This window comes from Litoreibacter janthinus (assembly GCF_900111945.1).
Classification (GTDB): domain Bacteria; phylum Pseudomonadota; class Alphaproteobacteria; order Rhodobacterales; family Rhodobacteraceae; genus Litoreibacter; species Litoreibacter janthinus.
In genome coordinates this window covers 1,042,012-1,065,223 of record NZ_FOYO01000001.1, presented here as the reverse complement: position 1 = coordinate 1,065,223, position 23,212 = coordinate 1,042,012, and the positions used below count along the sequence as shown (strand labels likewise).

The window sequence follows — 23,212 nt, the reverse complement described above, 5'->3', positions numbered from 1 at the left end:
AACCCTAATCCCTTGTAATGGTCGCGCCCAAACCGCGCATCAAATCCTCAAAAATCGGGAAGGATGTCGCAATTGGCCCCCCGTCGTCAATATGGACCGGCTTCTGCGTGCCCAGCCCGAGCACCATGAAAGACATTGCGATGCGGTGGTCCAGATGGGTGGCGCATGTGCCACCGCCCGGAACGCCGCCGACGCCCATACCATGCACGGTAAAGGTATCCTCGTCTTCCTCAATAGTCACCCCGCAAGCCTCCAGCCCGCGCGCCATGGCGTCGATACGGTCGCTTTCCTTCACCCGCAGCTCTTTCACGCCGCGCATGACGGTCTTGCCGGTTGCGAATGCGGCGACAACGGACAGCACCGGATATTCGTCGATCATCGAGGCCGCGCGCTCTGGCGGCACCTCGATGCCTTGCATGTTGTCAGAGAACTTCGCCCGCAGGTCCGCCACAGGCTCCCCACCCTCTTCGCGCATGTTCTCGAATGTCAGGTCCGCGCCCATTTCTTGCAACGTGGTGAAAAGGCCCGCGCGGGTCGGGTTCAGCCCGATGCCAGGCACCAACACGTCGGAGCCCGGGGCGACGATGCCCGCGCAAACGGGAAAAGCGGCGGAGCTTGGGTCACGCGGCACGGTGATGGTTTGCGGCTTCAATTCTGGCTGGCCTGTCAGCGTGATAACGCGACCTTCATTGCTGTCGTCCACGCTCAGGTTCGCGCCGAAACCCACGAGCATCCGCTCCGAATGGTCGCGGGTGGCTTCTTTCTCGATCACCACGGTCTCGCCCGGCGCGTTCAGCCCGGCCAGTAGCACCGCGGATTTCACCTGAGCGGAGGGCATGGGCACGGTGTAGCGGACAGGGGCGGGGTTCGCGGCGCCCACAATCGTCATTGGCAACCGCCCGCCCTTGCGCCCGTAGCTTTGCGTGCCGAACAGCGCCAGCGGATCCGTCACACGGCCCATAGGACGGCCATTCAAGGAGGCATCGCCCGTGAAGGTCGCGGTGATCGGCGAGGTCGCCATCGCGCCCATGATCAGCCGCACGCCGGTGCCGGAGTTGCCGCAGTCGATGACTTGGCTTGGTTCCGCAAAGCCGCCGACACCCACGCCATGCACCGACCAGTTGCCGCCGCCGTGGTTGATAACTTCCGCCCCGAAGGCCTGCATCGCGCGGCCTGTGTCCAGAACGTCTTGGCCTTCCAGCAGGCCGGAGACCTTGGTCTCCCCTACAGCCATCGCGCCCAAAATAAGCGAGCGGTGGGAGATGGATTTGTCCCCCGGCACATGCGCCTCGCCGGATAAAGCGCCACCAGCGCGGGAGGTCATTGGGATAGGGTCACCGTGGCCGGACATGGGGCAATTCTCTCTGGTCAGTCAAAAGCCCTGACGTGATAGCCCAGTGTCGGCGAAGGGTCCATCGTCGTTTGTGCATGGGGTGGGGATGGCCTAATTGGACCAACTTCCCTGCACCCATCTGGGGCGAAGGGAAGCTATGCGGACGAAGCCCCATTTCGCTGCAGTTACGCCAACGGCTGCTTTCCAGTTACTACGGTAAGGCATTGGCCGAGCCGAACTCTCTGATGCCGAACGCCCAGAGCTTAATAATTTCTCTCACGTATATCCTGACCAATTATGAGGAATTCAGGCCAAACAGCACGTTTCCACTGTCTCATACGAACGAAAAAGTTAGCTGGTGGCTGTCTTTTGCATGCTTTTGGGGGCGCCCGAGCCAACATCGGTTCCGGTATAGGCCATGCCAGTGTCCTTCCAGGCACCAAAGCCGCCTCCAAGGTGGGCGACCCTTTCGAATCCATGTTCAAGGCACAGCCGCGCTACCTTTTCTGACCGGACACCAGAACCGCAATGAAATACGATGTGCTTGTCAGACTGGCCCGGCATGTGATCCGGATCAAAGGCCTGCATAGGTGCGAGGAGCGCGCCCTCTATACGTTCAAACCCGTATTCTTGCGGGGTGCGCACGTCAATCAGGACAATTTCATTGCGCTGAAACGCATCACGGACCTCTTGTGGTGTCCAGGTTTCAAGCGTGCCGTTGTCGGTTGTTTCGGTCTCCATGGTGGTCTCCTTAGAAGCGGTTTAGCGGAATTTTCAGGTAGCGCTGGTCGTCGTCTTCGGTGGAAGGGAGCGCGCCTGCACGCAGGTTCATCTGCAAAACGTGCAGCATGCGATCGGGGAATGCGAGGCTGTTGTCGCGTGCCTCTCGCAGGTCAATATACGCAGCCTTGTTGGTCCCACCGCCAACGTGGATGTTGTGACGGCGCTGTTCGGCCACGGTAGATTCCCACGTAGGCGTCTTGCGATAGTCGCTGCCGTAGTCGTGTCCGATAAACAGTCGGGTATCGTCAGGCAGCGCCAGAATATCCTGCAACGAGCCATAAAGGTCAGCCGCCGTGCCACCGGGAAAATCTGCGCGCGCGGTTCCCGCATCCGGCTGCATGAAGGTGTCGTGGACGAAGGCCGCATCGTTACCAACAATATAAGTGATCGATCCCAGAGTGTGACCGGGCGAGAGCATGACCTTAACCGGAAGCGACCCAATCTGAAAACTGTCACCATCCTCGAAGAGATGATCGAAATCGGAGGCGGGATCGAATGCGTCAGGCATGTTGTAAAAGTCACGCCAAAGCTCTGCGATGTCCAGAACCTTGGCCCCGATAGCATTCGGTTTGCCCAGACGTTTTTTCAAAAACGATGAGGCCATAAGGTGATCGGCGTGCGGGTGCGTGTCGAGGATCCACGTGATGTCCAGCCCCTCAGCCTTCGCAAAGTCTAGAATGGACTCTACACTGTCGCTGTTGGTCGCTGCACTCTTGGGATCAAAGCTAAGTACAGTGTCGATCAAGGCAGCCTGTCGGGTGTTAGGGTCCGCCACGAGATATTGGATGCTTCCCGTATCATCGTCATAAAATCCGGTGACCTGCGCGGAATTCGGGCCGCGTGACGGGCTTGTGCGTGAAAGTTTCATTAGTGCTTTCTCCTCTTGTCCATATTATCCGGCGATGGCCAAGCCCAACATGACGATCGCCATCCCCATCATCATCAGGTTTTCAGACAGGCTTACGAAGCCGAGCGGCACATTGGAATTTCCGCCCACGCAGGCGCATTTAAGCTCTCGTTTGTCGATGTAGACGGCTTTGAACACGCTGAATGCGCCGACAGTGGCGATGAAAAGCGCGGCAGGGGCGGCAAGCCCGGTCAGCAACATGCCTGTCATCAAAACGCCCGCTCCGGTTTCGACCCACGGGTATACATAGGCGTAGGGAACCCATTTGCGCGCCAGCAGATCATAGTTGAGGAACATCGTCGTGAAGCTTTCGATGTCGCGCAGTTTCTGCATCCCCAGCAGGATCATCGAGACGGATATGAACCAGCCGAGCGTTTGCCACGTGATCGCGCCAAGAAAGCCGATGGACAGCGCCAGCGCCGTCGCGGCGGCCACGGCGAACAGGTAGATTACTGGTTTATAGGTTGTCGCATCAGGGTCATAGTCGGTGAGCTTTTGGCGCAGAGCGTCATAGCCGCCAACCCTCTCGCCTTCGATCCAGATCTGCGGGGTGGTGGGCACGCCCTGCGCTTTTTTGAACGCGTCGACCTCTGACCTCGACCGGAAAAGGCGATCATCGACCGAAAATCCTTTGCTTTTTAAAAGCCACCGAGCCTTCTGTCCTGACGGGCACAGATGGTCGGGCAGGGCCATGCGGTAAAGTACGGCTGTCTTTCCGGTCGCGAATTCCGCGGGGTCTGTTTTTACGTCAGCAATGTCGCGTGTATCGTCTGGCATGATGGTTTCCTTTGCCTCAGCGTTCTGTCCGCGAGGTTCCGGCAGGCGCATCCCCGTTGGCTTCGATATCTGCGATGTAACCCTTCATTTCCGCAATCTCGCCGCGCTGCGCTTCGATGATCGCGGTGGCCAATTCCTGAACCCGTGGATCAGAGAAGTTGGCGCGTTCACTAACCAAGATCGCAATAGAATGGTGCGGGATCATCGCCTTCATCCAAGCAACATCACCCACCGTATCCTGCGAGCGGACCAGATAAACGCCTGCCGCAAAGGCAATGGCGGCCCCCGCGAAAATCGCGATATTGGCTTTTCGGTTGGAATACATGCCGAGCATGAAGGCCAGCATGATAATCGCCATCATCCCACCCATATACAGCGCCATCCACATACGCGTCTGTGAGAAGAAGACGTGATCGAGTGCGTAGGTGTTGAGATACATCAGACCATACATCACAACCGTCGAGGTGCCGATCATAGCAAAGAATTTGCCGTACCCGCCGCCCTTTGCGTTATGATCCTTGCTGTGCATAGACCGAGAGCCCATATTCGTATCCTGATGGTGTGCCATTACGTGTCCTCTCTTTATACCCGTGTGGGGTATTAACGGGACTGCTGCTAAATGGTTCCGATATTTATAAGGATGGCCCGATTGAAAGCGAACAAAGATAAAACGCTAGACCGGCTTTCACGGCTTGAAGGGCAAGTGCGGGGCGTGGCAAGGATGGTCGAGGGTGACCGCTACTGCATGGATATTCTGGCGCAAACAGCGGCGATCAGGTCAGCTATTCTGGGTGTCGAAAAACTGATCCTCGAAAATCATGCCGCACACTGCGTCGAGACGGCCATCCAGAGCGGCGACCCCGAAGAACAGCGTGCGAAATTTGACGAGTTGATTGGACTTTTGCAGAAGGCGTCGAAATAACCTGTACGGTCGAAAGCGCTTCCATTCCAATGTTCCGGTTATACCACCTCAAACCAAGCCATCATGCCCGACTTTTGATGCGACAGCATATGGAAATGGATTATCCATACGCCTGGCTTGTCGGTCACGAAGGCAATTTCGACGGTTTCATGAGCAGATCGGTGTTTCGCCCCCTGCGCTTTTTCGAGAGCTGGCGCGGCGTAGAAACTGAAGCAGACCTTCGCTGCACCTCATAGAAGTTGGAAGTTTGGGCTCAAAGCCGACTTTCCCCGCCCGGAACCAAGCCGTAGGCGCCGGGCGATCGTCGAACCGTCCCACGGGTCGGCGATTTTGCTACGGGCGCAACGGCTTGTGGGGGAAGATGAACTTGGCCGAAATAAACTGCCAAACTGCTATGAAAGATCGCCCACCCCCGGTCCGCCGACCGCCCGGCTTGCGCTCCGAACGCTAACCCTCAATCGCGCTAATCATATCCACCCGCGTCGCATGGCGCCCGCCCTCGAACTCGGCACCCAAGAAGGCGTCCACGATATCCAGCGCCAGCCCCTCGCCGATCACCCGTGCGCCCAAGGACAGCATGTTGGCGTTATTGTGCTGGCGGATCATACGGGCGGAGAATGTGTCGGAACACACACCGCAGCGGATGCCTTTGACCTTGTTGGCCGCCATCATGATGCCCTGCCCCGTGCCGCAAACGATGATGCCCAAAGCGCAATCACCTGACGCCACCCGCCGCGCGGCGGCTTCACCGTGCTTGGGGTAATGGGTGCTTTCGGATGTCATCGGGCCGATGTCTTCGACCTCGTAGCCAAGGGCTGCAACATGCGCGGCGATGGTTTTGCGCAATTCGATATCGGCGTGATCGCTGGAAAGGACGATGCGTGTCTTGGCTGTCATGGGGAGAGTCTGCCTTCAAAAATCAGTTGCGGATAAAAGTCATGTAATGCGGTGTGCGGCCTTCGCGCAGGGCTTTTTGCTCGTAGCGCGTCGAGAACCAATCATCCCAAGCCTTGCCCAGATCATCAGGCTGTTCGGTCAGCGTAAATCCCGCGCGCGGCACTTCTTCCAAGGTCTGACGCACGTAGTCTTCGATATCGGTGGCAACACGGAATTCTTTGCCCGGTTTGAGCTTCTCGGCCAGCGGGTCCAAGTGCTCCGGCGTCACGAACCGGCGGCGATGGTGGCGCGCTTTGGGCCACGGGTCCGGGTAGAGCAGGAACATTTTGTCCAAGCTATTTGCAGGCAGCACGTCAAACAGGTCACGGGCATCGCCTGCGTGGATCACGATATTGGAGATGCCTTCGCGGCGGATTTTGCCCAATAGGGCCGCCACGCCGTTGATGTAGATTTCGCAGCCGATGAACAGCACGTCGGGGTTGGCCTTGGCCTGATGGGCAAGGTGCTCGCCAGAGCCGAACCCAACCTCCAGCCAAACCGGGTTGCCATCGCGGAGTGCTTCGATGTCCAGCAGAGTGCGGTCAGGGTTTTCCTCGCGGGTGACATTTGGCAAGCGAACACTTGGCAACAGGTCCTCAAGGTCCTGCTCTTGGCGGGCATTCAAGGACTGGCCTTTGATACGGCCATAAAAATTGCGCCAAGGCGTCGCGGGGTCTTTGTCAGATGTGCTCATGCGCGGCGGTTTAGCCGTGGAACAGCACGGGCGCAACGGGGCATGGCCCAAACGCCAAAGGGCGCACCAATGGCGCGCCCTTGTCGTCAGATGTTGCGGGGGCGGTCAGACCGCCTTTTTCAGCGCCTCGACCATATCCGTGCGTTCCCAAGAGAAGCCGCCATCGGCCTCCGGCGCGCGACCAAAGTGGCCGTAAGCCGCGGTGCGGGCATAGATCGGGCGGTTCATCCCCAGATGCTCGCGGATGCCGCGGGGCGTCAGGTCCATCAAACCTGCGACCGCTGTCTCGATTGCGGCGTCTGGCGCTTCGCCTGTGCCATGCGTGTCACAATAGATTGACAGCGGCTTGGCCACACCGATCGCGTAGCTCAGCTGGATCGTGCAGCGACGCGCAAGGCCGGAGGCGACAACGTTTTTCGCCAGATAGCGCGATGCGTAAGCGGCGGACCGGTCCACTTTGGTCGGGTCTTTGCCAGAAAACGCGCCACCGCCATGCGGGGCCGCGCCACCATAGGTGTCGACGATGATCTTGCGGCCGGTCAGGCCTGCGTCGCCGTCAGGGCCGCCGATAACGAATTTGCCGGTCGGGTTAACCCACCATTCTGTGTCGCCGGTCAGCCAGCCGTCGGGCAGCACTTCGGTGATGTAGGGCTCCACAACCGCGCGCACATCGGCGGAGGTCATGTTCTCGTCCAAGTGCTGCGTCGACAGCACGACAGAGGACACCCCCACTGGCTTGCCGTCCACATAGCGCACCGTCAGCTGTGATTTGGCGTCGGGGCCAAGCGTCGGCTCGGTGCCGTTTTTACGAACTTCCGCCAGACGGCGCAGGATAGCATGGGCGTAGTGGATCGGCGCGGGCATAAGCTCCGGCGTTTCATTGCAGGCATAGCCGAACATGATGCCTTGGTCGCCGGCCCCTTCTTCCTTGTCGCTGGAAGCATCAACCCCTTGTGCGATATGGGCAGATTGCTCGTGCAGCAGGTTCGTCACTTCGACTGTTTTCCAGTGGAACTTGTCCTGCTCGTAGCCGATGTCACGGATACAGTCGCGGGTGATGTCCTCGATCCGGTCCATATACTCGTGCAGCTTGTTTTTATCAGAGAGGCCCACTTCGCCCCCGATCACCACGCGATTGGTTGTCGCAAAGGTTTCCGCTGCGACGCGCGCCTCAGGCTCTTCCGCGAGAAATGCGTCCAGAACTGCGTCTGAAATGCGGTCGCACACCTTGTCCGGGTGACCCTCGGATACGGATTCCGAGGTGAAGAGATAGTTCTGTCGTGCCATGGGAAAGTGCTCCGATTATGTTGTCCCGCCACGTCAGGAAGCCGTTGTGGCGGTGAATGATCGACCTGCCCTACTCCCGTGGCGTGGCGCGGTCAATGGGAACACGGCGTCGTGCGGCGATCTGCCAGACAAGCAACAGCACCAACAGCACACGCATCGGCCAATCGCCAAAGCGGCTATAGGGCGTGGCGGAGGTCGGCGCAGGAAGCGCTGCATCGAGAAATGCGGCCTCGTTCAGCTTGGTTTGTGCGGTGACGCGCCCCCAAGGGTCAATCACCGCCGAAATCCCGGTATTCGCGGCGCGGATCAATGGCAGGCCTTGCTCCACCGCGCGAAGGCGGGCTTGAGCAAGGTGTTGGTACGGCCCCGAGATATTGCCGAACCACGCGTCATTGGTGATCTGCAACAGCAAATTGGGACGCGGCAACCCACGCAGGTTGCGCGGGAAGATAAGTTCGTAGCAGATCAGTGGCAGGGCCGGACCAATCCCCGGCAGATCGATCAGCTTGGCCCCCGGCCCCTTGGCAAAGCCGCCCCCGTCGCGGGAGGCCATGCCGCTGATACCCAGTTTCGACAAGACATCACCGAACGGGATGTATTCGCCAAACGGGACAAGGTGGTATTTGTGGTAGGTCTGCACGCGCTTTCCGTCAGGACCAAGCAGCACCAATGTGTTGCGCCAGCCGTCCTCGGCACGGTCGTTGCCGCCGACAATAATCGGCTGCCCGCCCGCAGCGACAGAAATCGCTGCCAGCACTGTCGGGGCCTCGCCCAGCGGATAGGGAACCGAGGTTTCGGGCCAGACGATCAAGTCCGGTGGCGCTTCGGCGGGTGCCGCTGTCAAATCCACCGCGCGTTGCAGAAATCGGCCGATATGCTCTGGATCCCACTTCAAATGCTGCGCAGCATTTGGCTGGATCAATCGCACGTTCTGGCCAGTTTGCTGCGCAGCATGGGTGGCCAGTTGCTGCGCCCCGAACCCCCACCCTGCAAGCAAAAGAACGCCTGAAAACGCCAACCCTGCAAGGGGTTCTCGAGCGCTTGGCCCAGCGGCAATCGCCAATGTCAGCAGCGTCAGGGCTGGTGTTCCGCCAAGGGCCGCGATCTGCATTACCGGATGGTCTGACCAGATATGTCCGACTGTTGCCCACGGGAAACCGGTGAACAAGACGCTGCGCAGCATTTCCATTGCAGTCCACATGGAAATCAGCGCAATCAGACCGCCAATCCGGCGCGCAATGCCGAAAGCTGTGGCCCACAAAAGCGCCAGCCCGCCAGCCATAAAGAACAGAGCGAAGGGTGCCATCCAGCCGTGGCGGGCGATGTCGACCATGAACGGCTCAACCAGCCAGAACAGCGCCAGCGTGAAATAACCCGCGCCCCCTGCCCAGCCAATCCAAGCGGCCTTGGGCGCGCTTTCAGCGGCTTTGAAGAGCCATGTCAGCCCGCCAAACCCTGCAATCGCCACCGGCCATAGCGACCAAGGGGCCTGCCCCAACGCGCCCAACATGCCAAGCGCGAACGCACAGGAAAGATGCCGCCAGCCTGGCCGAGCGGCACGCCGGAAGGCGCGGCGTATCATGGCGGTCAGTTGGATGCGTTGGCGGGCATCAGGACCCGAAGGCGTTTGATCCGGCGCGGATCAGCGTCGACAATCTCGAACTCTGCGCCGGAAGGGTGCTCCACAACCTCGCCCCGTGCAGGCACGCGGCCAGACAGCATAAACACCAAGCCGCCAAGGGTGTCGATCTCTTCGTCCATCTCGTCATCGGACAGGCGCTGGCCGATCTCGGCCTCGAACTCCTCCAGAGGAGCGCGGGCCTGTGCCAGATAGACCCCCGGCTTTTCCATCTTCCACAGATCGGCTTCGTCGATGTCGTGTTCATCCTCGATCTCGCCAAGCACCTGTTCAATCAGGTCCTCGATGGTAACCAAACCGTCCACACCACCATATTCATCGATCACCAGCGCCATGTGCTTGCGCCCGGTCTGCATCTTGGCCAGCAACACCCCGATTGGCATCGAGGGCGGCACAAACAACACGGGCCGCACCATTTGCGACAGATCGAAATCGGGGCTTTTGCCATTAAAGCCGTGGCGCAGGGCCAAGTCTTTCAGGTGAACCAAGCCAATCGGGCTGTCCAATGTGTCTTCGAACACAGGAAGCCGCGTCAGCCCGCTTTCGCGGAACACCTCGACCAGTTCGTCCAAGCCAATGGTTTTTGGAACCGACACGATTTCGGCACGCGGAATGACAACGTCTTCCACCCGCTTTGCGCGCAAGTTTCCAAGCCCAAGCATCTGGGACTTGCCCGAGCCGTTGCTGTTGGAGGTTTCGTCATCGTAATCTGGCGTCCGAAACGCTGCGATCACGCGTGATATAAGTCCAGGTTCCGTCTCGCCGCTGTCTGCGGTCTCGGTCTGGCTTTGGTCTATGTCCTGCGCGCTCTGCGCTGCGGTAGACGAGCCTTCTATTTCTGCGCCCATCGGTCCTTTTCCAATTAATCGGCCCCAAAAAATCTGAGCCTTACTGTCTATATGGGTCGGCTATTCCTAATTTTGCAAGAATTCTGGTCTCCAAACCCTCCATCAAGGCCGCATCTGGATCATTTGTGTGATCAAAGCCCAACAAATGGAGCGTCCCATGCACCAAAAGGTGCGTCACATGGTCCTCAAACGGCTTGTCGGCCTCCTCTGCTTCGCGAGCGCAGGTCTCGAACGCAACGGCGATATCGCCCAGCTCCAGTTCGTGGGGTGCCCCGTCCGGCAGGCTCGGGATCATTCCGGGCAGTTGCGCGCCGCGCTCCTCCGACGGCCATGACAGCACGTTTGTGGGGGTCGGCTTGCCGCGAAATTCGGTGTTCAATTCTGCCACGCGCGCATCGTCGCAGGCCAGCAGGCTGATCTCGTACTCAGCGTCCAACGACAACTCACTCAGCGCGGCTGTGCATGCTTTCTCGGCCAGCGCAGGGAGGCCTGCGGTGGTCCAGCGATCGTCTTCAGTCAGAACTTCGATGTGTGCCATGGCATCCCCATACAGCAGGCCAAAGCCGCGTCAACACATCTTGTGTTTTGGCCATATATGCGGCGCCATTCGGCCGGTTGCCGACAGGACACATTCCAATAATTGAATTGACAAGAGCTGAGTATCCGCACCTGATCTAGACATATCAACATCAGGGAGGATTAGATATGCGCACGACACTTATGGCCATTGGCTTTTCGACATTGGCGTCCATCGCGATGGCAGGTGAGATGCACCACGTTGCAATTCATGTGGACCAAAACGACCCGCAAGTCATGAATCTTGCGCTCAACAATGCCCAAAACGTTGCGGCCTATTACAAAAGCATTGGCGACGAGGTGACAATCGAAGTGGTGACCTACGGTCCGGGGCTCAACATGCTGATCCCAGGCAAAAGCCCAGTGGCAGACCGGATTTCCGTTATGTCTTTGGAGTTGGACAATATCAGCTTTGCAGCATGCGGGAACACACACGCGAAAATGTCCGAAAAAGCGGGCAAGGACATTCCACTAATGTCCGAGGCCAAAATGGTCCAATCCGGCGTGGTGCGGCTGATCGAACTTCAGGAAGATGGCTATGCTTACGTGCGCCCTTAAGTCTGGCGTTCTATCGGAGACCTAGCCGAAACACATAAGCGCGGACGCCCTACGCTTTGGCGTCTGCCGCTTCGTAGGCTTCGATGATCCGTGCAACGAGCGGGTGGCGGACAACATCTTTGGCCGTGAAGTAGTTAAACGACACGCCCTTGACGCCTTGGATCAGGTCTTCGGCCTCTCGCAGTCCTGAATAGACACCGCGCGGCAAGTCAACCTGCGACCGGTCGCCCGTGATCACCATGCGGGAGCCTTGACCCAGACGGGTCAGGAACATTTTCATCTGCATCGTCGTAGCGTTCTGCGCCTCGTCCAGCACCACGAAAGCGTTGGACAGCGTACGGCCCCTCATAAAGGCGAGCGGCGCGATCTCGATACGCTTTTCCTCGATAAGCTTGGCGGTTTGCTTGCCGGGCAAAAAGTCGTTCAGCGCATCGTAGAGCGGCTGCATATAGGGGTCGACCTTGTCCTTCATGTCGCCAGGCAAGAAGCCCAGACGCTCCCCAGCCTCAACGGCGGGGCGGGAGAGGATGATCTTGTCGACCTTGCCGGTGATGAACAGGGAGACGCCAACAGCCACAGCAAGATAGGTTTTGCCCGTGCCCGCAGGGCCAATGCCAAAGGCGAGTTCATTCTTGAACAGCGATGTCACGTAGTCTTTTTGCGCCTGCGTGCGGGGCTCCACGGTTTTCTTGCGGGTCTTGATCTCGACTGCGCCACCCTTGAACATCTCGATCTGGTCGCCGTCGCGGGCGCCTGTATCCTCGGCGGAGCGGCCCATGCGGATTTCCGCCTCGATATCGGCCATCTCGACGCTGCGACCACCCTCAAGCCGGATATACAACGCCTCCAACACGGTTGCCGCCTTTTCGGCGGCCTCGCCCATGACGGCCAGCTGGTTGCCACGGCGCACGATTTGCACACCAAGAACCTGTTCAATCTGGGCAAGGTTTCGGTCGAATTCTCCACACAGGTCGATCAGTAACCGATTGTCGGGAAACTCCAGAAGGGTTTCGGTCGGGGCGACATCCGTGGGCTCCACGGTCAGATCACTGATGGTCAACGAGCTCTCCTGCGTTGGGTCATATTGGAAGGGTGCATGAGGGGGCTTGGCCGCGCAAGAGGCCGCCTGCATGTTTCACGGTTTTGATACAAAAAAAGGCCACCCTTGCGGGCAGCCTTTTTCGAGTTTGCACAATTGCGTTGCACCTAGATCGGGTCGCCAACGTCACGCGAACCGCGATAGTTGCCCGTCGCGTAGCCGGGAGGGGCTGCACCGGAACACACCGGCTTGCCGTTGCGGTCCAGACGCTGGGACAGATAGCCTTCGATGCCGTCATCGATGATCCAGTGATCGCACCCGCGCGGATCGACCCAGATGCCGGCCTGAAGCTGGCTCAGATCTTTTTGCCCGCGACCAAAAAAAGTGCCGTAGTCGCGCGTTTTGTCGTTGCTGTTAGCACCGGTGCCACCCTCGCATGCGACAAGGGCCGTTAATGCGGTGAAGACGGTGACTGCTTTTACAATTTTCATTTCAGCTCTCCACTCAGCGGATGCATTGGATTTCGACACGGCGATTAGCTGCCATGCCTCGTGCGGTGCCGTTGGATGCTTTTGGCACCCGCTCGCCATAACCGCGTGTAGAGGAGACGCGCGCACCCACAGAGCGGGCGACCTGAGCAACGGCGTTTGCGCGGCGCTGAGACAGGTTCAAGTTATAGGCATCGCTTGCGCGGCTGTCAGTGTGGCCTTCGATGATGTAGGCGGTCGCACCAGCGGACTGGAAGAACTGCTGCAAACGCTTTTTGTTCGCGCCGTTGATCGTCGCCTGATTGGTGGCGAATAGCTGATCCGAGTTCATGACTGCGCAGGTGTTCCCACGGCGGCAAACAGGGATGCCCTGACGGGTCACGTGCGGGGTCATGAACCCTTCGAAGCCGTCATCCATAACCCAGTGCTCACACCCATCAGGATCGACCCAGATGGTTGGAATATAGCGCTCGGCGCGCACGGTTGTGCGGCGGACAATCTTGCCGTTGGCCACTGTGCCCTGGCTGAAGCCATCTTCGGTATAGACATATTGCTGCTGCGCAGATGCGCCAGATGTCGAAAGCACCAAGGCAGAGACCACTACGGCACATCCCCCCAATGCGCTTTGCAGGATTTTTGAAAGATTGAGTTTCACTGCCTCGTCCTTTTGCGTGTTAATCTTAACTTCTCTGCACCAACCCTTTGACAGGCGAACGGTGCACCCACCTATATCTGTGCAAGAGTAGCAAATTTGTGTGTGAATTAAAGTGCTTTTTACTACATATAGTTGCCGAATCGGCAACAATGCCTCAGTTCTGACACGATCTGTCCTGCATAACGCGTCTCGGAACGCCATGCCTCCTGATGCAAGGTGGCGAAGCGCTGAGTAAGTCGCGGCGCGAAAGACTCAGGCCAGCACGCCTTTCAGCGAGTTTGTAACGCTGGATTCAATGCGGACGGGCTGCACCGTTCCAATCATCTCGTCAGGTGCGTCGCAATGGACGGCGTGCAAATAGTCGGACTTCCCGACCAACTGCCCGTCAAGCCGACCACGCTTTTCGAACAGCACGCCGACAACGCGCCCGACCATGCTGCGCTGCGCCTCGTATTGCTGTTCGGTCAGCAAAGCTTGGAGGCGCTGCAAACGTTCCGACGCGATGTCGTCTGCGACGGGCTCTTTCTCGGCGGCTGGCGTGCCGGGGCGGGCGGAGTATTTGAAAGAATAGGCCTGACCGTAGCCAACCGTCCGCACCAGATCCAGCGTGGCCTCGAAATCTTCCTCGGTCTCGCCGGGGAAGCCGACGATGAAGTCTCCCGACAACAGCAGATCAGGACGCGCGGCGCGGATGCGGTCGATCAGCTTGATGTAGCTGGCGGCGGTGTGCTTGCGGTTCATCGCCTTTAGGATTTTGTCGGACCCGCTTTGCACTGGCAAATGCAGATACGGCATCAGCTTGTCGCACGTGCCATGCGCCTCGATCAGAGCGTCTTCCATGTCGTTGGGATGCGAGGTGGTGAAGCGGATACGCTTCAGCCCTTCGATGTCATTCAAGGCCCAGATCAGGCGCGCCAGCCCCCATGTGCCGTCCGCACCCTCGCCATGATAGGCGTTGACGTTCTGGCCAAGCAGCGTGATTTCGCGCACGCCGCGCTCCACCAGATTTTGCGCCTCGGCGATGAGGCGCTCCGGCGGGCGAGAGACTTCCGCGCCGCGGGTATAGGGCACCACGCAGAAGGCGCAGAACTTGTCGCAGCCCTCCTGCACCGTCAGGAACGCCGACGGGCGGGCCTTGCTTTCGCGCTTGGGCAAATGTTCGAACTTGTCTTCTTCGGGGAAATCCGTGTCGAGCGCGGCTTCGCCTCGATTCACTTTCTCCATAAGGTCGGGAAGGCGGTGATAGGTTTGCGGCCCGACAACCAGATCGACCATCGGCTGGCGGCGCATAATTTCTGCCCCTTCGGCCTGTGCCACGCATCCCGCGACGCCGATTTTCAGGTCGGGCTTTTCCTCTTTCAACGGACGCATCCGCCCCAAATCGGAATAGAGCTTTTCCGCCGCTTTCTCGCGGATGTGGCAGGTGTTGAGCAGGATCATATCGGCGTCGCCAATATTTTCGGTCGTCTCATAGCCTTCGGCGCCCAAGGATTCGGCCATCCGCTCACTGTCATAGACGTTCATCTGACAGCCATAGGTCTTGATAAAGAGCTTCTTAGCGTTGGACATGAGACACCTGCGGGATAAGGGGTTAGGGCGGGGCATAACGCAGCCGGTGCGATCTTGCAATTCAAGGCAGGATGCCCGAGTTTAGCGGCGAGCAGAAAAGGAAAGAACAGCAGGTATGCGGCACAGCTCTCTTAGCGCGTTTTTGAGCGTCGCACCGACGCAACTTTCGCCCAAGGGTCCCTTCGCGCTTGTCTTCGTTGAGGACGCCGCCGAGGTGGACAGCACGATCGCGCATGTTCTTAAAACCGGTTTCCGCGAGGTTCTTGTTTTCGGGGCCAATGACCTTTTACCGCAGGATGACACGGGTCTGCATGTCGTCACTGCAAATGTGCATGAGCAGGACGCCTTTTCCAAGATCACCAACGAGTTGATCAAACTCTTCCCCGGCGTCTGGATGCATTATTGCTTCAACGCAGAATACATGTTCTTCCCGTTCTGCGAGTCCCGCAATGTGCGCGAACTGATCGCCTTCAACCTTGAAGAACGCCGCCATTCGGTGATGACGTATGTGGTGGACCTGTATTCCAACGACCTTGGAAAACACCCGAACGCCGTGTCGCTGGATCAAGCCTATATGGACAAATCCGGCTATTACGCGCTTGCGCGCTTTAACGAGGATGGCGTGGCGCTTGACCGGCAGCTCGACTTTTTCGGCGGGCTGCGCTGGCGGTTTGAGGAACATATTCCTTGGATGCGCCGCCGGATTGACCGCGTGGGGCTGTTTCACGCCGTGAAAGGTCTAGAACTTCGCAGCGACCACACCTTTAACCTGCAAGAATACAATACGTTCGCTTGCCCTTGGCATCACAACATTTCGGCCACCATCTGTTCGTTCCGAACGGCCAAGGCGTTGGTTTCGAACCCCGGCTCGATGTACGAGATCCCGCATTTCTGGTGGAAGAACTCGGCCAAGTTCGAATGGAACTCGAACCAGCTTCTGGAACTGGGTTTGATGGAGCCCGGGCAGTGGTTCTAGTGGCGAACCCGCTTCTCTGGACAAGCCATACGCTATACTGCACAACTTCCTTTATTGTTTTATAAATTTTTGTGAGGTCGACCTGTGTCTGAGGACCTTTGGCGTTTGGACTTCCGCTACGTCCGCTTCTACAACGAACACCAGTGACGCGCCAATTCTGAAACGTTTAACTGGACTTACACCGCTCTCGGATGATGACGGCCACGCGCTACCAGCTGCTTTGCTGGAGTGGGGTCTTCACCCTATTGGGGACGACGAAGCCGCGCTCTACACGGTTATCGACGCATCGAATGTAGTCGGCTTGGAAGAGCTTCTGGCCCAATCCGGATTGGATCACCGCTGCCTTTTCGTTGGCGCCGCGTTCGAAGAGTTTCGCGACAAAGCCCCTTGGCTCGTGCGACTTGAAGATCATAATCGTTTCACTGCGCAGCTTTTCTCCGAAGGGGATGCACCGTGGCTTTTGTGGCACCACGAGGCGCATGTATTCCTGCGTTCAGCCAGCGATCTTGATGACGTTTGGTCCCACCTTCGCCGTATCCTGCGGTTTCAGGATCACAAGGGGCGCTGGCAGATGTTCCGGTTCTGGCAGCAGGATTTTATGCGCTTTTGCGCCGAAGCGATGGAGCATGATCTGGACGCATTGAACCGGTTCTTTGGCGGCGGGTTGGTTCGCGTGATCTTCGGGGTGACGCCAGCGGGCATGGGGTGGCATTTGGCCAATCCCGCACCCACAGGGACTCCGGCCCTGAAAGCGGCGGAGCTAGGCGATGTCATTTTACCCTTGGCCCGGCGCTATTCCTGGCATGACTTTCAGATCCGCTTGTTTACCAACCTGAGCACCCGTTACGAGGGCAAGGCCCCCGAGATGAAACGCGCCGACGTGATTTCAGCCAGCAACGCGATACGCGGACAAGGGTATCGCAAAGAGAACGCGGTTGCCGATATGACCGAAGCCGCGCTGGTGGCGCGTCATTACAAATTGCCGTTTGACCGCCTTGCGCATGACGCCGACCCTGACCTGCAGTTTGCCGAGGCGACCCGCGCCAAGCGGATCAAGATTGCGGTGAATGAAGCCGCTGCGGAGTTCCGTTATGGGCAGTAGTTTTGGCGACGGCACGTCCGATGGCGCGCAGCTGTGCTGCTGTCCATGCAATGGCGCGGAGCGGGCCAACTACACCAATGAGCGCCTGATCCCCAGCTACACCGGCGACCTTCCAGCGCCCTTGCAGGTCGCAAGCTGGATTCCGCGTAGCATCGGTCAGGTTGTCTACATTTCTGATAGCAACGTTCGGGGCTATGTCAGACGCGCGGCCAACTACCACGGCATTCTCTATGCGGCCATTGCTGCAATCCTACAGCTTGAGAACGCACCCACGGCTTCAAAATGGCAACAGTTTTCTTGCAAGCGGGCGAGCGGTCGCTGCAAGGGCTGGCAAACGGGTTTGACCATGTCGCGCGCAACGCTTTGGGCGTGGGTGCTGACGATATTCCACGGCTGCCCGGCGATGTGGATGATAAGATCAGGCGTTTCGCACGAGGGTCTGCGGGTTTGACCAACATGTCCGATGCAACGCTCAACAACGCAATCGAGTACACGCTGACGACCTATTGCAAAAACCCCATTGCCGACAGGGACCGCTATGCCATGTTCGGCATTGACTCGGACCTGCGGATCACGGGCTATGATATGATTGCGGATTTCTATTACTGCGCCGCGCATATCCGCCAGAACATCGATGCTCTTCTCGGTGGGCCTTGTTTCACGGGTGTGCTGGACGACAGCCAGATGGCGCGCGTCATTGCCGCCTATAACGGGACTGGCCCTGCTGCGGCCCGATACGGGCAAGAGGGTGTTGATGCTATCGACGGCGCGATCTGCCGGTCAGGGAGTTTGTATTGGTATGAATAAGGCGGCGCTTTTTGGTAGTCTGGCTTTGGCCCTGACCGCCTGCAACGATGATGACACCTATCCCGGCTGCGACAATTCGTGGTGGGGGTCGTGCGAATTCGCCGTTTCGTCGTGGAACCTAGGCTCTGAAAACTATTGGATCTATGGCGCCGATGCGCAGGCCTATTACTTCTTCAACGGTGCCGAGATCGGGCGTGATTACGTTGCGATCCCACGCAGCAAGGCCGAAGCCTGCTCGGCGTTCGACCGCCATGATGTGATGACTTGGAGCACGTGCGACGACAGCTTGGAATTTAATTGCGCGTTCAGCGACATGGCCAAAGAGACCTATAATCGCTACTCGTCCGAAACCGCGCATAAAGACAAGAAATATCCGCCGCTTCCGGATGGCCCCAACCGCTATTCCTGCGATCTGTGAAGTAAAAACGGCCCCCGAGGGGAGCGGGGGCCGTTCTTGTCAGGCGAGAGGGTTAGGCCTCGATCGCCTTGGGATCAGATGCTTTGGTGATCTGAATCTGACGCGGTTTCAGCGCCTCGGGCACCTCGCGTACCAGATCGATATGCAGCATTCCGTCGGCGTGGTTTGCCGATGTCACACGGACATGGTCAGCCAGATGGAAGCGCTTCTCGAAGGCGCGGGTGGCGATGCCGCGATGCAAGTAGGTCTTGGCCTCACCCTCGTCGGCTTTCTTGGCAGACACGATCAGCGCGTTTTCACGCTGCTCGATCGTCAGGTCGGCGTCGGAAAAGCCTGCAACAGCGACCGAGATGCGATAGGAATCGTCACCGGTTTTTTCGATGTTATAGGGCGGGTAAGTGGAGTTGGTGACCTCGGCGGACAGCACACGGTCCATCAGGTCGGCGACCCGATCAAAACCTACAGTGGCACGGTGAAGGGGGGCGAAATCATATGCACGCATTGTTTGCATCCTTATCAATAAGCAATGTTTACGTTGACGGACCTTCCTATTGGACAAGCCCTGTTTTGCAGTCACCGGACCCCATTCGGGCATCCGGTGATATTGATTTGGGAATGGCTGAGCGGGGTTTCAAGACCCCACGATTAAGGCTTTATGAACAGCGCGCCTGAAGGCTGAATGCCCATTTGCAGCGCCACGCGGGAGGCGCCGGTATCCTCGCGACGGAACACACCGTCATTAAGCTCAATCTCGTTGAGAAGTGTCGACAGGCGTTGATCCAAGCCAACGCCAAGAGCGACTTTCTGCGAGCGCCACTCCGCCTTGGCGGAGACCACTGACAAGATCACAGGGACGCCGTTCTGAATGGCAAAGATCGGCGCGCCGGAGGAGCCAAAATCGACGTCGCAGGACGTCACGTAGACACCGGGATCGCGCGCTAGAACGTTGCAGGTTTCCTGAATGGAGGGCGCGTTTGCACGGTGCTTGGCGTACGAAATCACCTGAACCTCTTGACCACGCTCGACCTCTACGGCGGTTTCGAAGGGCCGGATGGACGGGTTTTTGATCGGCTGATCCAGCTGGATCAGCGCCAGATCGGATGACACCTTGTCCACATTGTTGCGCCCTTTGAAGACGTAATCGGGATGGATCACCGACCGTTTTGCACCCCGATAGGCCGAGGCGCGACCGTTCTGCCAGCCGGCCAGAAACTCGATCTCTGCATCATCGGTGCGGGTGCCTGCGGCGTCATAAAAGCAATGCGCCGCAGTCAGAACCAGATCAGGGGCAATCAGCGTGCCGGTGCAAAATCCCGACTTGCCAAGGTTAATGCGACCCACGCCCTGCCACGCTTTTGTTGCGTCAAGCGAGGTCAGACGTGTCAAAACACCCTCGGCCTGCGCTGTCGTTGCCAGCATGACTGCCGTGATCAGTGTTGCCAAAATTCGCATTAATCGCCCCGATATGCCCATTTTGACCCTGATTAGAAAACAGTTGGGGCAAAAATGCGGCCAAGGATGGTCCTTTTTGGCCCTTAGGCCAGAACAGCCAGTGACACCAAGGTCAGCAGACTTGTCCAGACTACGATTTGAGCAATCGCGTCACTGCGGATATTATGCAGCAGTGCCAAGCTGAACCCCATAGCGCCTGCGGGCCCAGCGGAAGCCATGAGGAACTGGGAATTCTGCGCCCAACCGTCCCCGTCGAACTTACCTGCGGACATGAAGACGGCCCACAGCAACAACGGAAAGGCGAAGAGCTTGATCAGGGTGAAGCTGATGACCACGCGGTCCCATTCGAACTTCGTTTGCGACAACACCACGCCCAGCGCGAACAGAGCCACGGGCGCAGCCCCTGCCCCGTTGAATTGAACGAAAGTCATGATCGGTCCGGGCAGCTGAATCTGCGCCAACCCCACGACTACGCCGCACAGGATCGCAAGGATCAGGGGCGTGCGCGCCAGCGACATTAACACTGCGCGGGGCTGTGCCTTGCCCATGCCGATCCATTGCAATGCGATCATTGCACCCGCGAAGGTCACGATAGAATCCACCGTCACAACCGAGGTTACCGGAAGAACACCGTCTGGACCGTAAAGCAGAATGGAGATGGGCAGCACATACAGCGCGTTGTTTACAAAGATGCAGCAGAAGGCCAATAGCACGGATTCCGCCGGATCGCGCGAAAAGGCGTAGCGGGCTATGAGGAAGGCACCGGCGAAGATTACCACCTCCACCGCCGCATAAAGCACGACCTCGCCCAATGGGAACCGTGCCATCGGAGCAGTTCCGATCAGATTGAACACGAAGATCGGCAATAGCACGGTCATCGCGAAGCGGTTGATCACCCGTGCATCCGCGAGGCTAACCCAACCTGCACGCCCCGCAACGAACCCGCCTGCCATGATCGCGAAGACCGGCAGGATCGGGTTAAACAGGACGGTTAGAATGTCCATCAGCGCAGGACAGGGATGTCCATCGGACGCACACCGCCATTGGCCGCCGCCAGCATGGCGGGCGGTTTCGGACCGCCAGTGGCCCAGTCCAGAAGCTCCACCGTGTGGACGATCGGAACGTCCGTGCCGGAGCCGATTTGCATCATACAGCCGATATTGCCTGCGGCGATGATGTCGGGGTTTCTGGCCTCTAGCGTTTGCACCTTGCGGTCTTTCAGCTGTTTGGAAATCTCCGGCTGCATCAGGTTATACGTCCCCGCCGAGCCGCAGCACAGATGCGGGTCTTTCGGCTCTAGCACCGTGAAGCCCGCGCGTTTTAGCAGGTCTTTCGGGTAGGTTTTGATTTGCTGGCCATGCTGTAAGGAACACGCCGCGTGGTAGGCGACCTTCAGTTCTTGATCCGCCACTTGAGGCAGGTCCAGCTTCATCAGCACTTCCGACACGTCCATGGCGATCCTGGAGACGGCTTCCGCCTCTGTCGCCAATGCATGCTCGCGGAACATGTGGCCGTAGTCTTTGACCGTCGTGCCGCAGCCGGAGGTGTTGATGACAATGGCGTCCAAGCCTTTGCCCTTCATCTCGGCATCCCATGCACGGATGTTCTTGGCGGCGGTGGCGTGGCTCTCGGAGGTTTTGCCCATGTGGTGGGTCAACGCCCCGCAGCAGCCCGCACCCTCGGCCACGACAACCTCGCATCCCAGGCGGGTGAGCAGGCGGATGGTGGCATCGTTGATATCGGTGTTGAGCGCCTTTTGCGCACAGCCGGTCATCAGCGCCACACGCATTTTCTTGGGCGCCTCCGGCGGGAAAGTTTGCGGGTCATCGTTGCGCGAGACGGGCGGAATGGTTTTCGGGGCCATTTCAAGCATTGCCCGCAGACGCGCATCCGGCATGAATCGCGCGAACGGACGGCCGATTTTGGCGCCTAGGAGTGCCACGCGGAAGCGGTTTGGGTAAGGCAAAATTCGCGCCAACACCCAACGCAACGCACGGTCGGTGAGGGGGCGGTCATAGTTCTGCTCGATATACTCGCGCGCGTGGTCGACAAGGTGCATGTAGTGCACGCCTGACGGGCATGTGCTCATGCAGGCAAGGCAGGACAGGCAACGGTCGATATGCTTTACCGTCTTGGCGTCCGGCTTGCGCCCATTTTCCAGCATGTCCTTGATCAGATAGATGCGGCCTCGCGGACTGTCGAGTTCATCACCCAGCACCTGATAGGTGGGACAAGTGGCCGTACAAAACCCGCAATGGACGCAAGCCCTCAGGATTTTTTCAGAATGGGCTGTGGCGGTGTCTTCAAGTTGCGCGGGAGAGAAATTCGTTTGCATGGCTTATCCCATCAATCCGGCGTTCAGAATGCCGCGCGGGTCGAATTGCGCGCGCAGGCCCTTGGAAATTACAGCGAGCTGGGCTGGTTCGGGCTGGAATGTCGCTGCCGCGCCGCGCAGGCAGGTGGCATGGCCAGAGACATGGCTTATCGCGCTGCGAATATCAGCGCCCTTAGGAGCGACCACCCAGACAAGACCGCCGCCCCAGTCAAGAGACAGCTTCGAGCCACCAGGCAGGTGGCTTACCACCGCAGGTGCATCGCTGGGCTTCACCGAAATGCGCCAGATGTCGCCCTCTGCCCCTGCGAAATGGGTGACGTCACGGGTGGCAGTCCACAACTTTTTGGACGCTTCGCCTTGCAGCTCCTCCATGTCGCCAAAGCCATCCAGAAGCACGCGCAGTTGCGTCATGCGGTATTTTACGGAGGCCTCGAACCCTTCGAGCCTTAGCGTGGTTTTGCCTTCATCTGGGAACTGGGCTGCGGCCGAAATCTCGAACGGGGAGCCGAGCGCTTTCGACATCGCTTCCACTGCACGCTGGACATCCAGACCGTGCAGCACCAACGTCGCCGTGGCCTCAATCCCCGGCAAGACTTTGAAGCCCACCTCGCTCAGTACACCCAAGGTGCCATAAGACCCTGCGAGCAGCTTCACCAAATCGTAGCCGGTGACGTTCTTCATCACACGACCGCCGTTCTTGATGATCGCCCCCTGCCCGTCCACATAGCGCACGCCGATCAAGCTGTCGCGGCACGCCCCTGCCTGAATGCGGCGCGGGCCGGAGGCGTTGGTGGCGACGACGCCGCCAATTGTCGGTTCGCCCGAGGTGCCAAGCAACGCACGGTGGTCCATCGGCTCGAACGGAAGGCGCTGGTTTTCCTTGGCGAGCGCGGCTTCGATCACCGAAATCGGGGTTCCAGCCTTCGCGACCAGCGTCAATGCACCCGGCTCGTAAAGCTCGATACCCGACAGGCCCGTCGTGGACAGAACCTCGCCCTCCGCATGTCCAATGGGGCGGGTGCCACCGCCTTGGATGCGCAGAGGGCTTTTCGCGCTTGCGACCGCTTCGGCCAGCGCAACTTCACTGTCAGGTTTCATCATATCGGATCAA

At 58.7% G+C, this 23,212-nt stretch carries 26 protein-coding genes, 1 pseudogene and 1 riboswitch; of the genes and pseudogenes, 6 read left to right on the top strand and 21 right to left on the bottom strand.

The features are described 5' to 3' along the window. Positions 1-4 precede the first annotated feature (4 nt). The 5 genes from aroA to BM352_RS05375 form a co-directional block, all read right to left on the bottom strand. Positions 5-1,351, bottom strand: coding sequence for a 3-phosphoshikimate 1-carboxyvinyltransferase (gene aroA, locus BM352_RS05395; protein WP_090213485.1), 1,347 nt, complete (start codon positions 1,349-1,351; stop codon positions 5-7). A 333-nt stretch (positions 1,352-1,684) separates the two neighbouring features. Beyond that, a complete protein-coding gene (locus BM352_RS05390; protein ID WP_090213483.1) occupies positions 1,685-2,074 on the bottom strand; it encodes a rhodanese-like domain-containing protein in 390 nt (129 codons plus the stop codon). A 10-nt stretch (positions 2,075-2,084) separates the two neighbouring features. Further along, complete coding sequence (locus tag BM352_RS05385) at positions 2,085-2,984, bottom strand: MBL fold metallo-hydrolase (RefSeq protein ID WP_090213480.1); 900 nt, start codon at positions 2,982-2,984, stop codon at positions 2,085-2,087. 24 nt (positions 2,985-3,008) lie between these two features. Next, positions 3,009-3,800: a glutaredoxin family protein gene (locus BM352_RS05380; protein WP_090213477.1), complete on the bottom strand. Its 792-nt coding sequence runs from the start codon at positions 3,798-3,800 to the stop codon at positions 3,009-3,011. A 16-nt stretch (positions 3,801-3,816) separates the two neighbouring features. After that, complete coding sequence (locus tag BM352_RS05375; protein WP_245780919.1) at positions 3,817-4,368, bottom strand: DUF305 domain-containing protein; 552 nt, start codon at positions 4,366-4,368, stop codon at positions 3,817-3,819. A 72-nt stretch (positions 4,369-4,440) separates the two neighbouring features. On the opposite strand from BM352_RS05375, the gene BM352_RS05370 reads away from it, so the two are divergent. Beyond that, positions 4,441-4,722, top strand: coding sequence for a metal-sensitive transcriptional regulator (locus BM352_RS05370; protein ID WP_090213475.1), 282 nt, complete (start codon positions 4,441-4,443; stop codon positions 4,720-4,722). Positions 4,723-4,760: 38 nt separating this feature from the next. On the opposite strand, the pseudogene BM352_RS05365 reads toward BM352_RS05370, so the two are convergent. The 7 genes and pseudogenes from BM352_RS05365 to ybeY form a co-directional block, all read right to left on the bottom strand. Further along, positions 4,761-4,862 (bottom strand): annotated as a pseudogene (locus BM352_RS05365) (multicopper oxidase domain-containing protein); the annotation flags it as partial. Positions 4,863-5,169: 307 nt separating this feature from the next. Further along, complete coding sequence (rpiB, locus tag BM352_RS05360) at positions 5,170-5,619, bottom strand: ribose 5-phosphate isomerase B (protein ID WP_090213469.1); 450 nt, start codon at positions 5,617-5,619, stop codon at positions 5,170-5,172. A 22-nt stretch (positions 5,620-5,641) separates the two neighbouring features. Next, positions 5,642-6,352: a tRNA (guanosine(46)-N7)-methyltransferase TrmB gene (gene trmB / locus BM352_RS05355; RefSeq protein WP_090213465.1), complete on the bottom strand. Its 711-nt coding sequence runs from the start codon at positions 6,350-6,352 to the stop codon at positions 5,642-5,644. A gap of 105 nt (positions 6,353-6,457) precedes the next feature. Then, on the bottom strand, positions 6,458-7,639 hold the full coding sequence (gene metK / locus BM352_RS05350) for a methionine adenosyltransferase (protein ID WP_090213462.1): 1,182 nt from the start codon (positions 7,637-7,639) through the stop codon (positions 6,458-6,460). A gap of 7 nt (positions 7,640-7,646) precedes the next feature. Then, positions 7,647-7,695: riboswitch (SAM-SAH riboswitch) on the bottom strand. 14 nt (positions 7,696-7,709) lie between these two features. Then, complete coding sequence (gene lnt, locus BM352_RS05345) at positions 7,710-9,221, bottom strand: apolipoprotein N-acyltransferase (RefSeq protein ID WP_090213460.1); 1,512 nt, start codon at positions 9,219-9,221, stop codon at positions 7,710-7,712. A gap of 5 nt (positions 9,222-9,226) precedes the next feature. Beyond that, complete coding sequence (locus BM352_RS05340; protein ID WP_090213458.1) at positions 9,227-10,126, bottom strand: hemolysin family protein; 900 nt, start codon at positions 10,124-10,126, stop codon at positions 9,227-9,229. A gap of 40 nt (positions 10,127-10,166) precedes the next feature. After that, positions 10,167-10,664: an rRNA maturation RNase YbeY gene (gene ybeY / locus BM352_RS05335; protein WP_090213455.1), complete on the bottom strand. Its 498-nt coding sequence runs from the start codon at positions 10,662-10,664 to the stop codon at positions 10,167-10,169. A 167-nt stretch (positions 10,665-10,831) separates the two neighbouring features. On the opposite strand from ybeY, the gene BM352_RS05330 reads away from it, so the two are divergent. After that, positions 10,832-11,260, top strand: a complete 429-nt coding sequence (locus tag BM352_RS05330) for a DsrE family protein (RefSeq protein ID WP_090213452.1) — start codon at positions 10,832-10,834, stop codon at positions 11,258-11,260. A gap of 49 nt (positions 11,261-11,309) precedes the next feature. Here BM352_RS05330 and BM352_RS05325 read toward each other — a convergent pair whose 3' ends face one another. The 4 genes from BM352_RS05325 to miaB form a co-directional block, all read right to left on the bottom strand. After that, the gene (locus BM352_RS05325; protein WP_245780918.1) at positions 11,310-12,320 is read right to left on the bottom strand and encodes a PhoH family protein; all 1,011 of its coding nucleotides are present in this window, start codon (positions 12,318-12,320) and stop codon (positions 11,310-11,312) included. Positions 12,321-12,466: 146 nt separating this feature from the next. Continuing rightward, positions 12,467-12,790 (bottom strand): hypothetical protein, encoded by a 324-nt coding sequence (locus BM352_RS05320; protein WP_090213446.1) that lies wholly within the window; start codon positions 12,788-12,790, stop codon positions 12,467-12,469. Positions 12,791-12,803: 13 nt separating this feature from the next. Beyond that, positions 12,804-13,442: an OmpA family protein gene (locus BM352_RS19095; RefSeq protein ID WP_425434509.1), complete on the bottom strand. Its 639-nt coding sequence runs from the start codon at positions 13,440-13,442 to the stop codon at positions 12,804-12,806. Positions 13,443-13,694: 252 nt separating this feature from the next. Continuing rightward, positions 13,695-15,011, bottom strand: coding sequence for a tRNA (N6-isopentenyl adenosine(37)-C2)-methylthiotransferase MiaB (miaB, locus tag BM352_RS05310; protein WP_090213440.1), 1,317 nt, complete (start codon positions 15,009-15,011; stop codon positions 13,695-13,697). A 115-nt stretch (positions 15,012-15,126) separates the two neighbouring features. Between miaB and BM352_RS05305 the strand changes: the two genes are divergently transcribed. The 4 genes from BM352_RS05305 to BM352_RS05290 all read left to right on the top strand — a co-directional run bounded on the left by BM352_RS05305 (position 15,127) and on the right by BM352_RS05290 (position 18,314). Beyond that, a complete protein-coding gene (locus tag BM352_RS05305) occupies positions 15,127-15,987 on the top strand; it encodes a hypothetical protein (RefSeq protein WP_090213438.1) in 861 nt (286 codons plus the stop codon). Between the two features lie 220 nt (positions 15,988-16,207). Continuing rightward, complete coding sequence (locus BM352_RS05300) at positions 16,208-17,089, top strand: DUF4123 domain-containing protein (RefSeq protein WP_175500624.1); 882 nt, start codon at positions 16,208-16,210, stop codon at positions 17,087-17,089. A gap of 282 nt (positions 17,090-17,371) precedes the next feature. After that, positions 17,372-17,896: a hypothetical protein gene (locus BM352_RS05295; protein WP_090213433.1), complete on the top strand. Its 525-nt coding sequence runs from the start codon at positions 17,372-17,374 to the stop codon at positions 17,894-17,896. After that, positions 17,889-18,314, top strand: a complete 426-nt coding sequence (locus tag BM352_RS05290) for a hypothetical protein (RefSeq protein ID WP_090213431.1) — start codon at positions 17,889-17,891, stop codon at positions 18,312-18,314. Before BM352_RS05295 ends, BM352_RS05290 begins: the two co-directional genes overlap by 8 nt. A gap of 52 nt (positions 18,315-18,366) precedes the next feature. Here BM352_RS05290 and BM352_RS05285 read toward each other — a convergent pair whose 3' ends face one another. From BM352_RS05285 to BM352_RS05265, 5 genes are all read right to left on the bottom strand, one after another. Further along, the gene (locus BM352_RS05285; RefSeq protein ID WP_090213427.1) at positions 18,367-18,816 is read right to left on the bottom strand and encodes an Hsp20 family protein; all 450 of its coding nucleotides are present in this window, start codon (positions 18,814-18,816) and stop codon (positions 18,367-18,369) included. Between the two features lie 143 nt (positions 18,817-18,959). Then, the gene (locus BM352_RS05280; protein WP_245780917.1) at positions 18,960-19,766 is read right to left on the bottom strand and encodes a trypsin-like serine peptidase; all 807 of its coding nucleotides are present in this window, start codon (positions 19,764-19,766) and stop codon (positions 18,960-18,962) included. An 83-nt stretch (positions 19,767-19,849) separates the two neighbouring features. Further along, positions 19,850-20,770: an AEC family transporter gene (locus BM352_RS05275; RefSeq protein WP_090213424.1), complete on the bottom strand. Its 921-nt coding sequence runs from the start codon at positions 20,768-20,770 to the stop codon at positions 19,850-19,852. Further along, positions 20,770-22,101: a glycolate oxidase subunit GlcF gene (gene glcF / locus BM352_RS05270; protein ID WP_090213422.1), complete on the bottom strand. Its 1,332-nt coding sequence runs from the start codon at positions 22,099-22,101 to the stop codon at positions 20,770-20,772. The genes BM352_RS05275 and glcF overlap by 1 nt, the downstream gene beginning before the upstream one ends. Positions 22,102-22,104: 3 nt before the next feature. Further along, the gene (locus tag BM352_RS05265) at positions 22,105-23,199 is read right to left on the bottom strand and encodes an FAD-binding protein (RefSeq protein WP_090219874.1); all 1,095 of its coding nucleotides are present in this window, start codon (positions 23,197-23,199) and stop codon (positions 22,105-22,107) included. Between the last annotated feature and the right edge of the window lie 13 nt (positions 23,200-23,212).

What these genes read in the sequence shown, in the direction of transcription:
- aroA (WP_090213485.1), bottom strand. Translation starts at nt 1,351, where the DNA reads ATGTCCGGCCACGGTGACCCTATCCCAATGACCTCCCGCGCTGGTGGC.
- BM352_RS05390 (WP_090213483.1), bottom strand. Translation starts at nt 2,074, where the DNA reads ATGGAGACCGAAACAACCGACAACGGCACGCTTGAAACCTGGACACCA.
- BM352_RS05385 (WP_090213480.1), bottom strand. Translation starts at nt 2,984, where the DNA reads ATGAAACTTTCACGCACAAGCCCGTCACGCGGCCCGAATTCCGCGCAG.
- BM352_RS05380 (WP_090213477.1), bottom strand. Translation starts at nt 3,800, where the DNA reads ATGCCAGACGATACACGCGACATTGCTGACGTAAAAACAGACCCCGCG.
- BM352_RS05375 (WP_245780919.1), bottom strand. Translation starts at nt 4,368, where the DNA reads ATGGCACACCATCAGGATACGAATATGGGCTCTCGGTCTATGCACAGC.
- BM352_RS05370 (WP_090213475.1), top strand. Translation starts at nt 4,441, where the DNA reads ATGGCCCGATTGAAAGCGAACAAAGATAAAACGCTAGACCGGCTTTCA.
- rpiB (WP_090213469.1), bottom strand. Translation starts at nt 5,619, where the DNA reads ATGACAGCCAAGACACGCATCGTCCTTTCCAGCGATCACGCCGATATC.
- trmB (WP_090213465.1), bottom strand. Translation starts at nt 6,352, where the DNA reads ATGAGCACATCTGACAAAGACCCCGCGACGCCTTGGCGCAATTTTTAT.
- metK (WP_090213462.1), bottom strand. Translation starts at nt 7,639, where the DNA reads ATGGCACGACAGAACTATCTCTTCACCTCGGAATCCGTATCCGAGGGT.
- lnt (WP_090213460.1), bottom strand. Translation starts at nt 9,221, where the DNA reads ATGATACGCCGCGCCTTCCGGCGTGCCGCTCGGCCAGGCTGGCGGCAT.
- BM352_RS05340 (WP_090213458.1), bottom strand. Translation starts at nt 10,126, where the DNA reads ATGGGCGCAGAAATAGAAGGCTCGTCTACCGCAGCGCAGAGCGCGCAG.
- ybeY (WP_090213455.1), bottom strand. Translation starts at nt 10,664, where the DNA reads ATGGCACACATCGAAGTTCTGACTGAAGACGATCGCTGGACCACCGCA.
- BM352_RS05330 (WP_090213452.1), top strand. Translation starts at nt 10,832, where the DNA reads ATGCGCACGACACTTATGGCCATTGGCTTTTCGACATTGGCGTCCATC.
- BM352_RS05320 (WP_090213446.1), bottom strand. Translation starts at nt 12,790, where the DNA reads ATGAAAATTGTAAAAGCAGTCACCGTCTTCACCGCATTAACGGCCCTT.
- miaB (WP_090213440.1), bottom strand. Translation starts at nt 15,011, where the DNA reads ATGTCCAACGCTAAGAAGCTCTTTATCAAGACCTATGGCTGTCAGATG.
- BM352_RS05305 (WP_090213438.1), top strand. Translation starts at nt 15,127, where the DNA reads ATGCGGCACAGCTCTCTTAGCGCGTTTTTGAGCGTCGCACCGACGCAA.
- BM352_RS05295 (WP_090213433.1), top strand. Translation starts at nt 17,372, where the DNA reads ATGGCAACAGTTTTCTTGCAAGCGGGCGAGCGGTCGCTGCAAGGGCTG.
- BM352_RS05290 (WP_090213431.1), top strand. Translation starts at nt 17,889, where the DNA reads ATGAATAAGGCGGCGCTTTTTGGTAGTCTGGCTTTGGCCCTGACCGCC.
- BM352_RS05285 (WP_090213427.1), bottom strand. Translation starts at nt 18,816, where the DNA reads ATGCGTGCATATGATTTCGCCCCCCTTCACCGTGCCACTGTAGGTTTT.
- BM352_RS05280 (WP_245780917.1), bottom strand. Translation starts at nt 19,766, where the DNA reads ATGCGAATTTTGGCAACACTGATCACGGCAGTCATGCTGGCAACGACA.
- BM352_RS05275 (WP_090213424.1), bottom strand. Translation starts at nt 20,770, where the DNA reads ATGGACATTCTAACCGTCCTGTTTAACCCGATCCTGCCGGTCTTCGCG.
- glcF (WP_090213422.1), bottom strand. Translation starts at nt 22,101, where the DNA reads ATGCAAACGAATTTCTCTCCCGCGCAACTTGAAGACACCGCCACAGCC.
- BM352_RS05265 (WP_090219874.1), bottom strand. Translation starts at nt 23,199, where the DNA reads ATGAAACCTGACAGTGAAGTTGCGCTGGCCGAAGCGGTCGCAAGCGCG.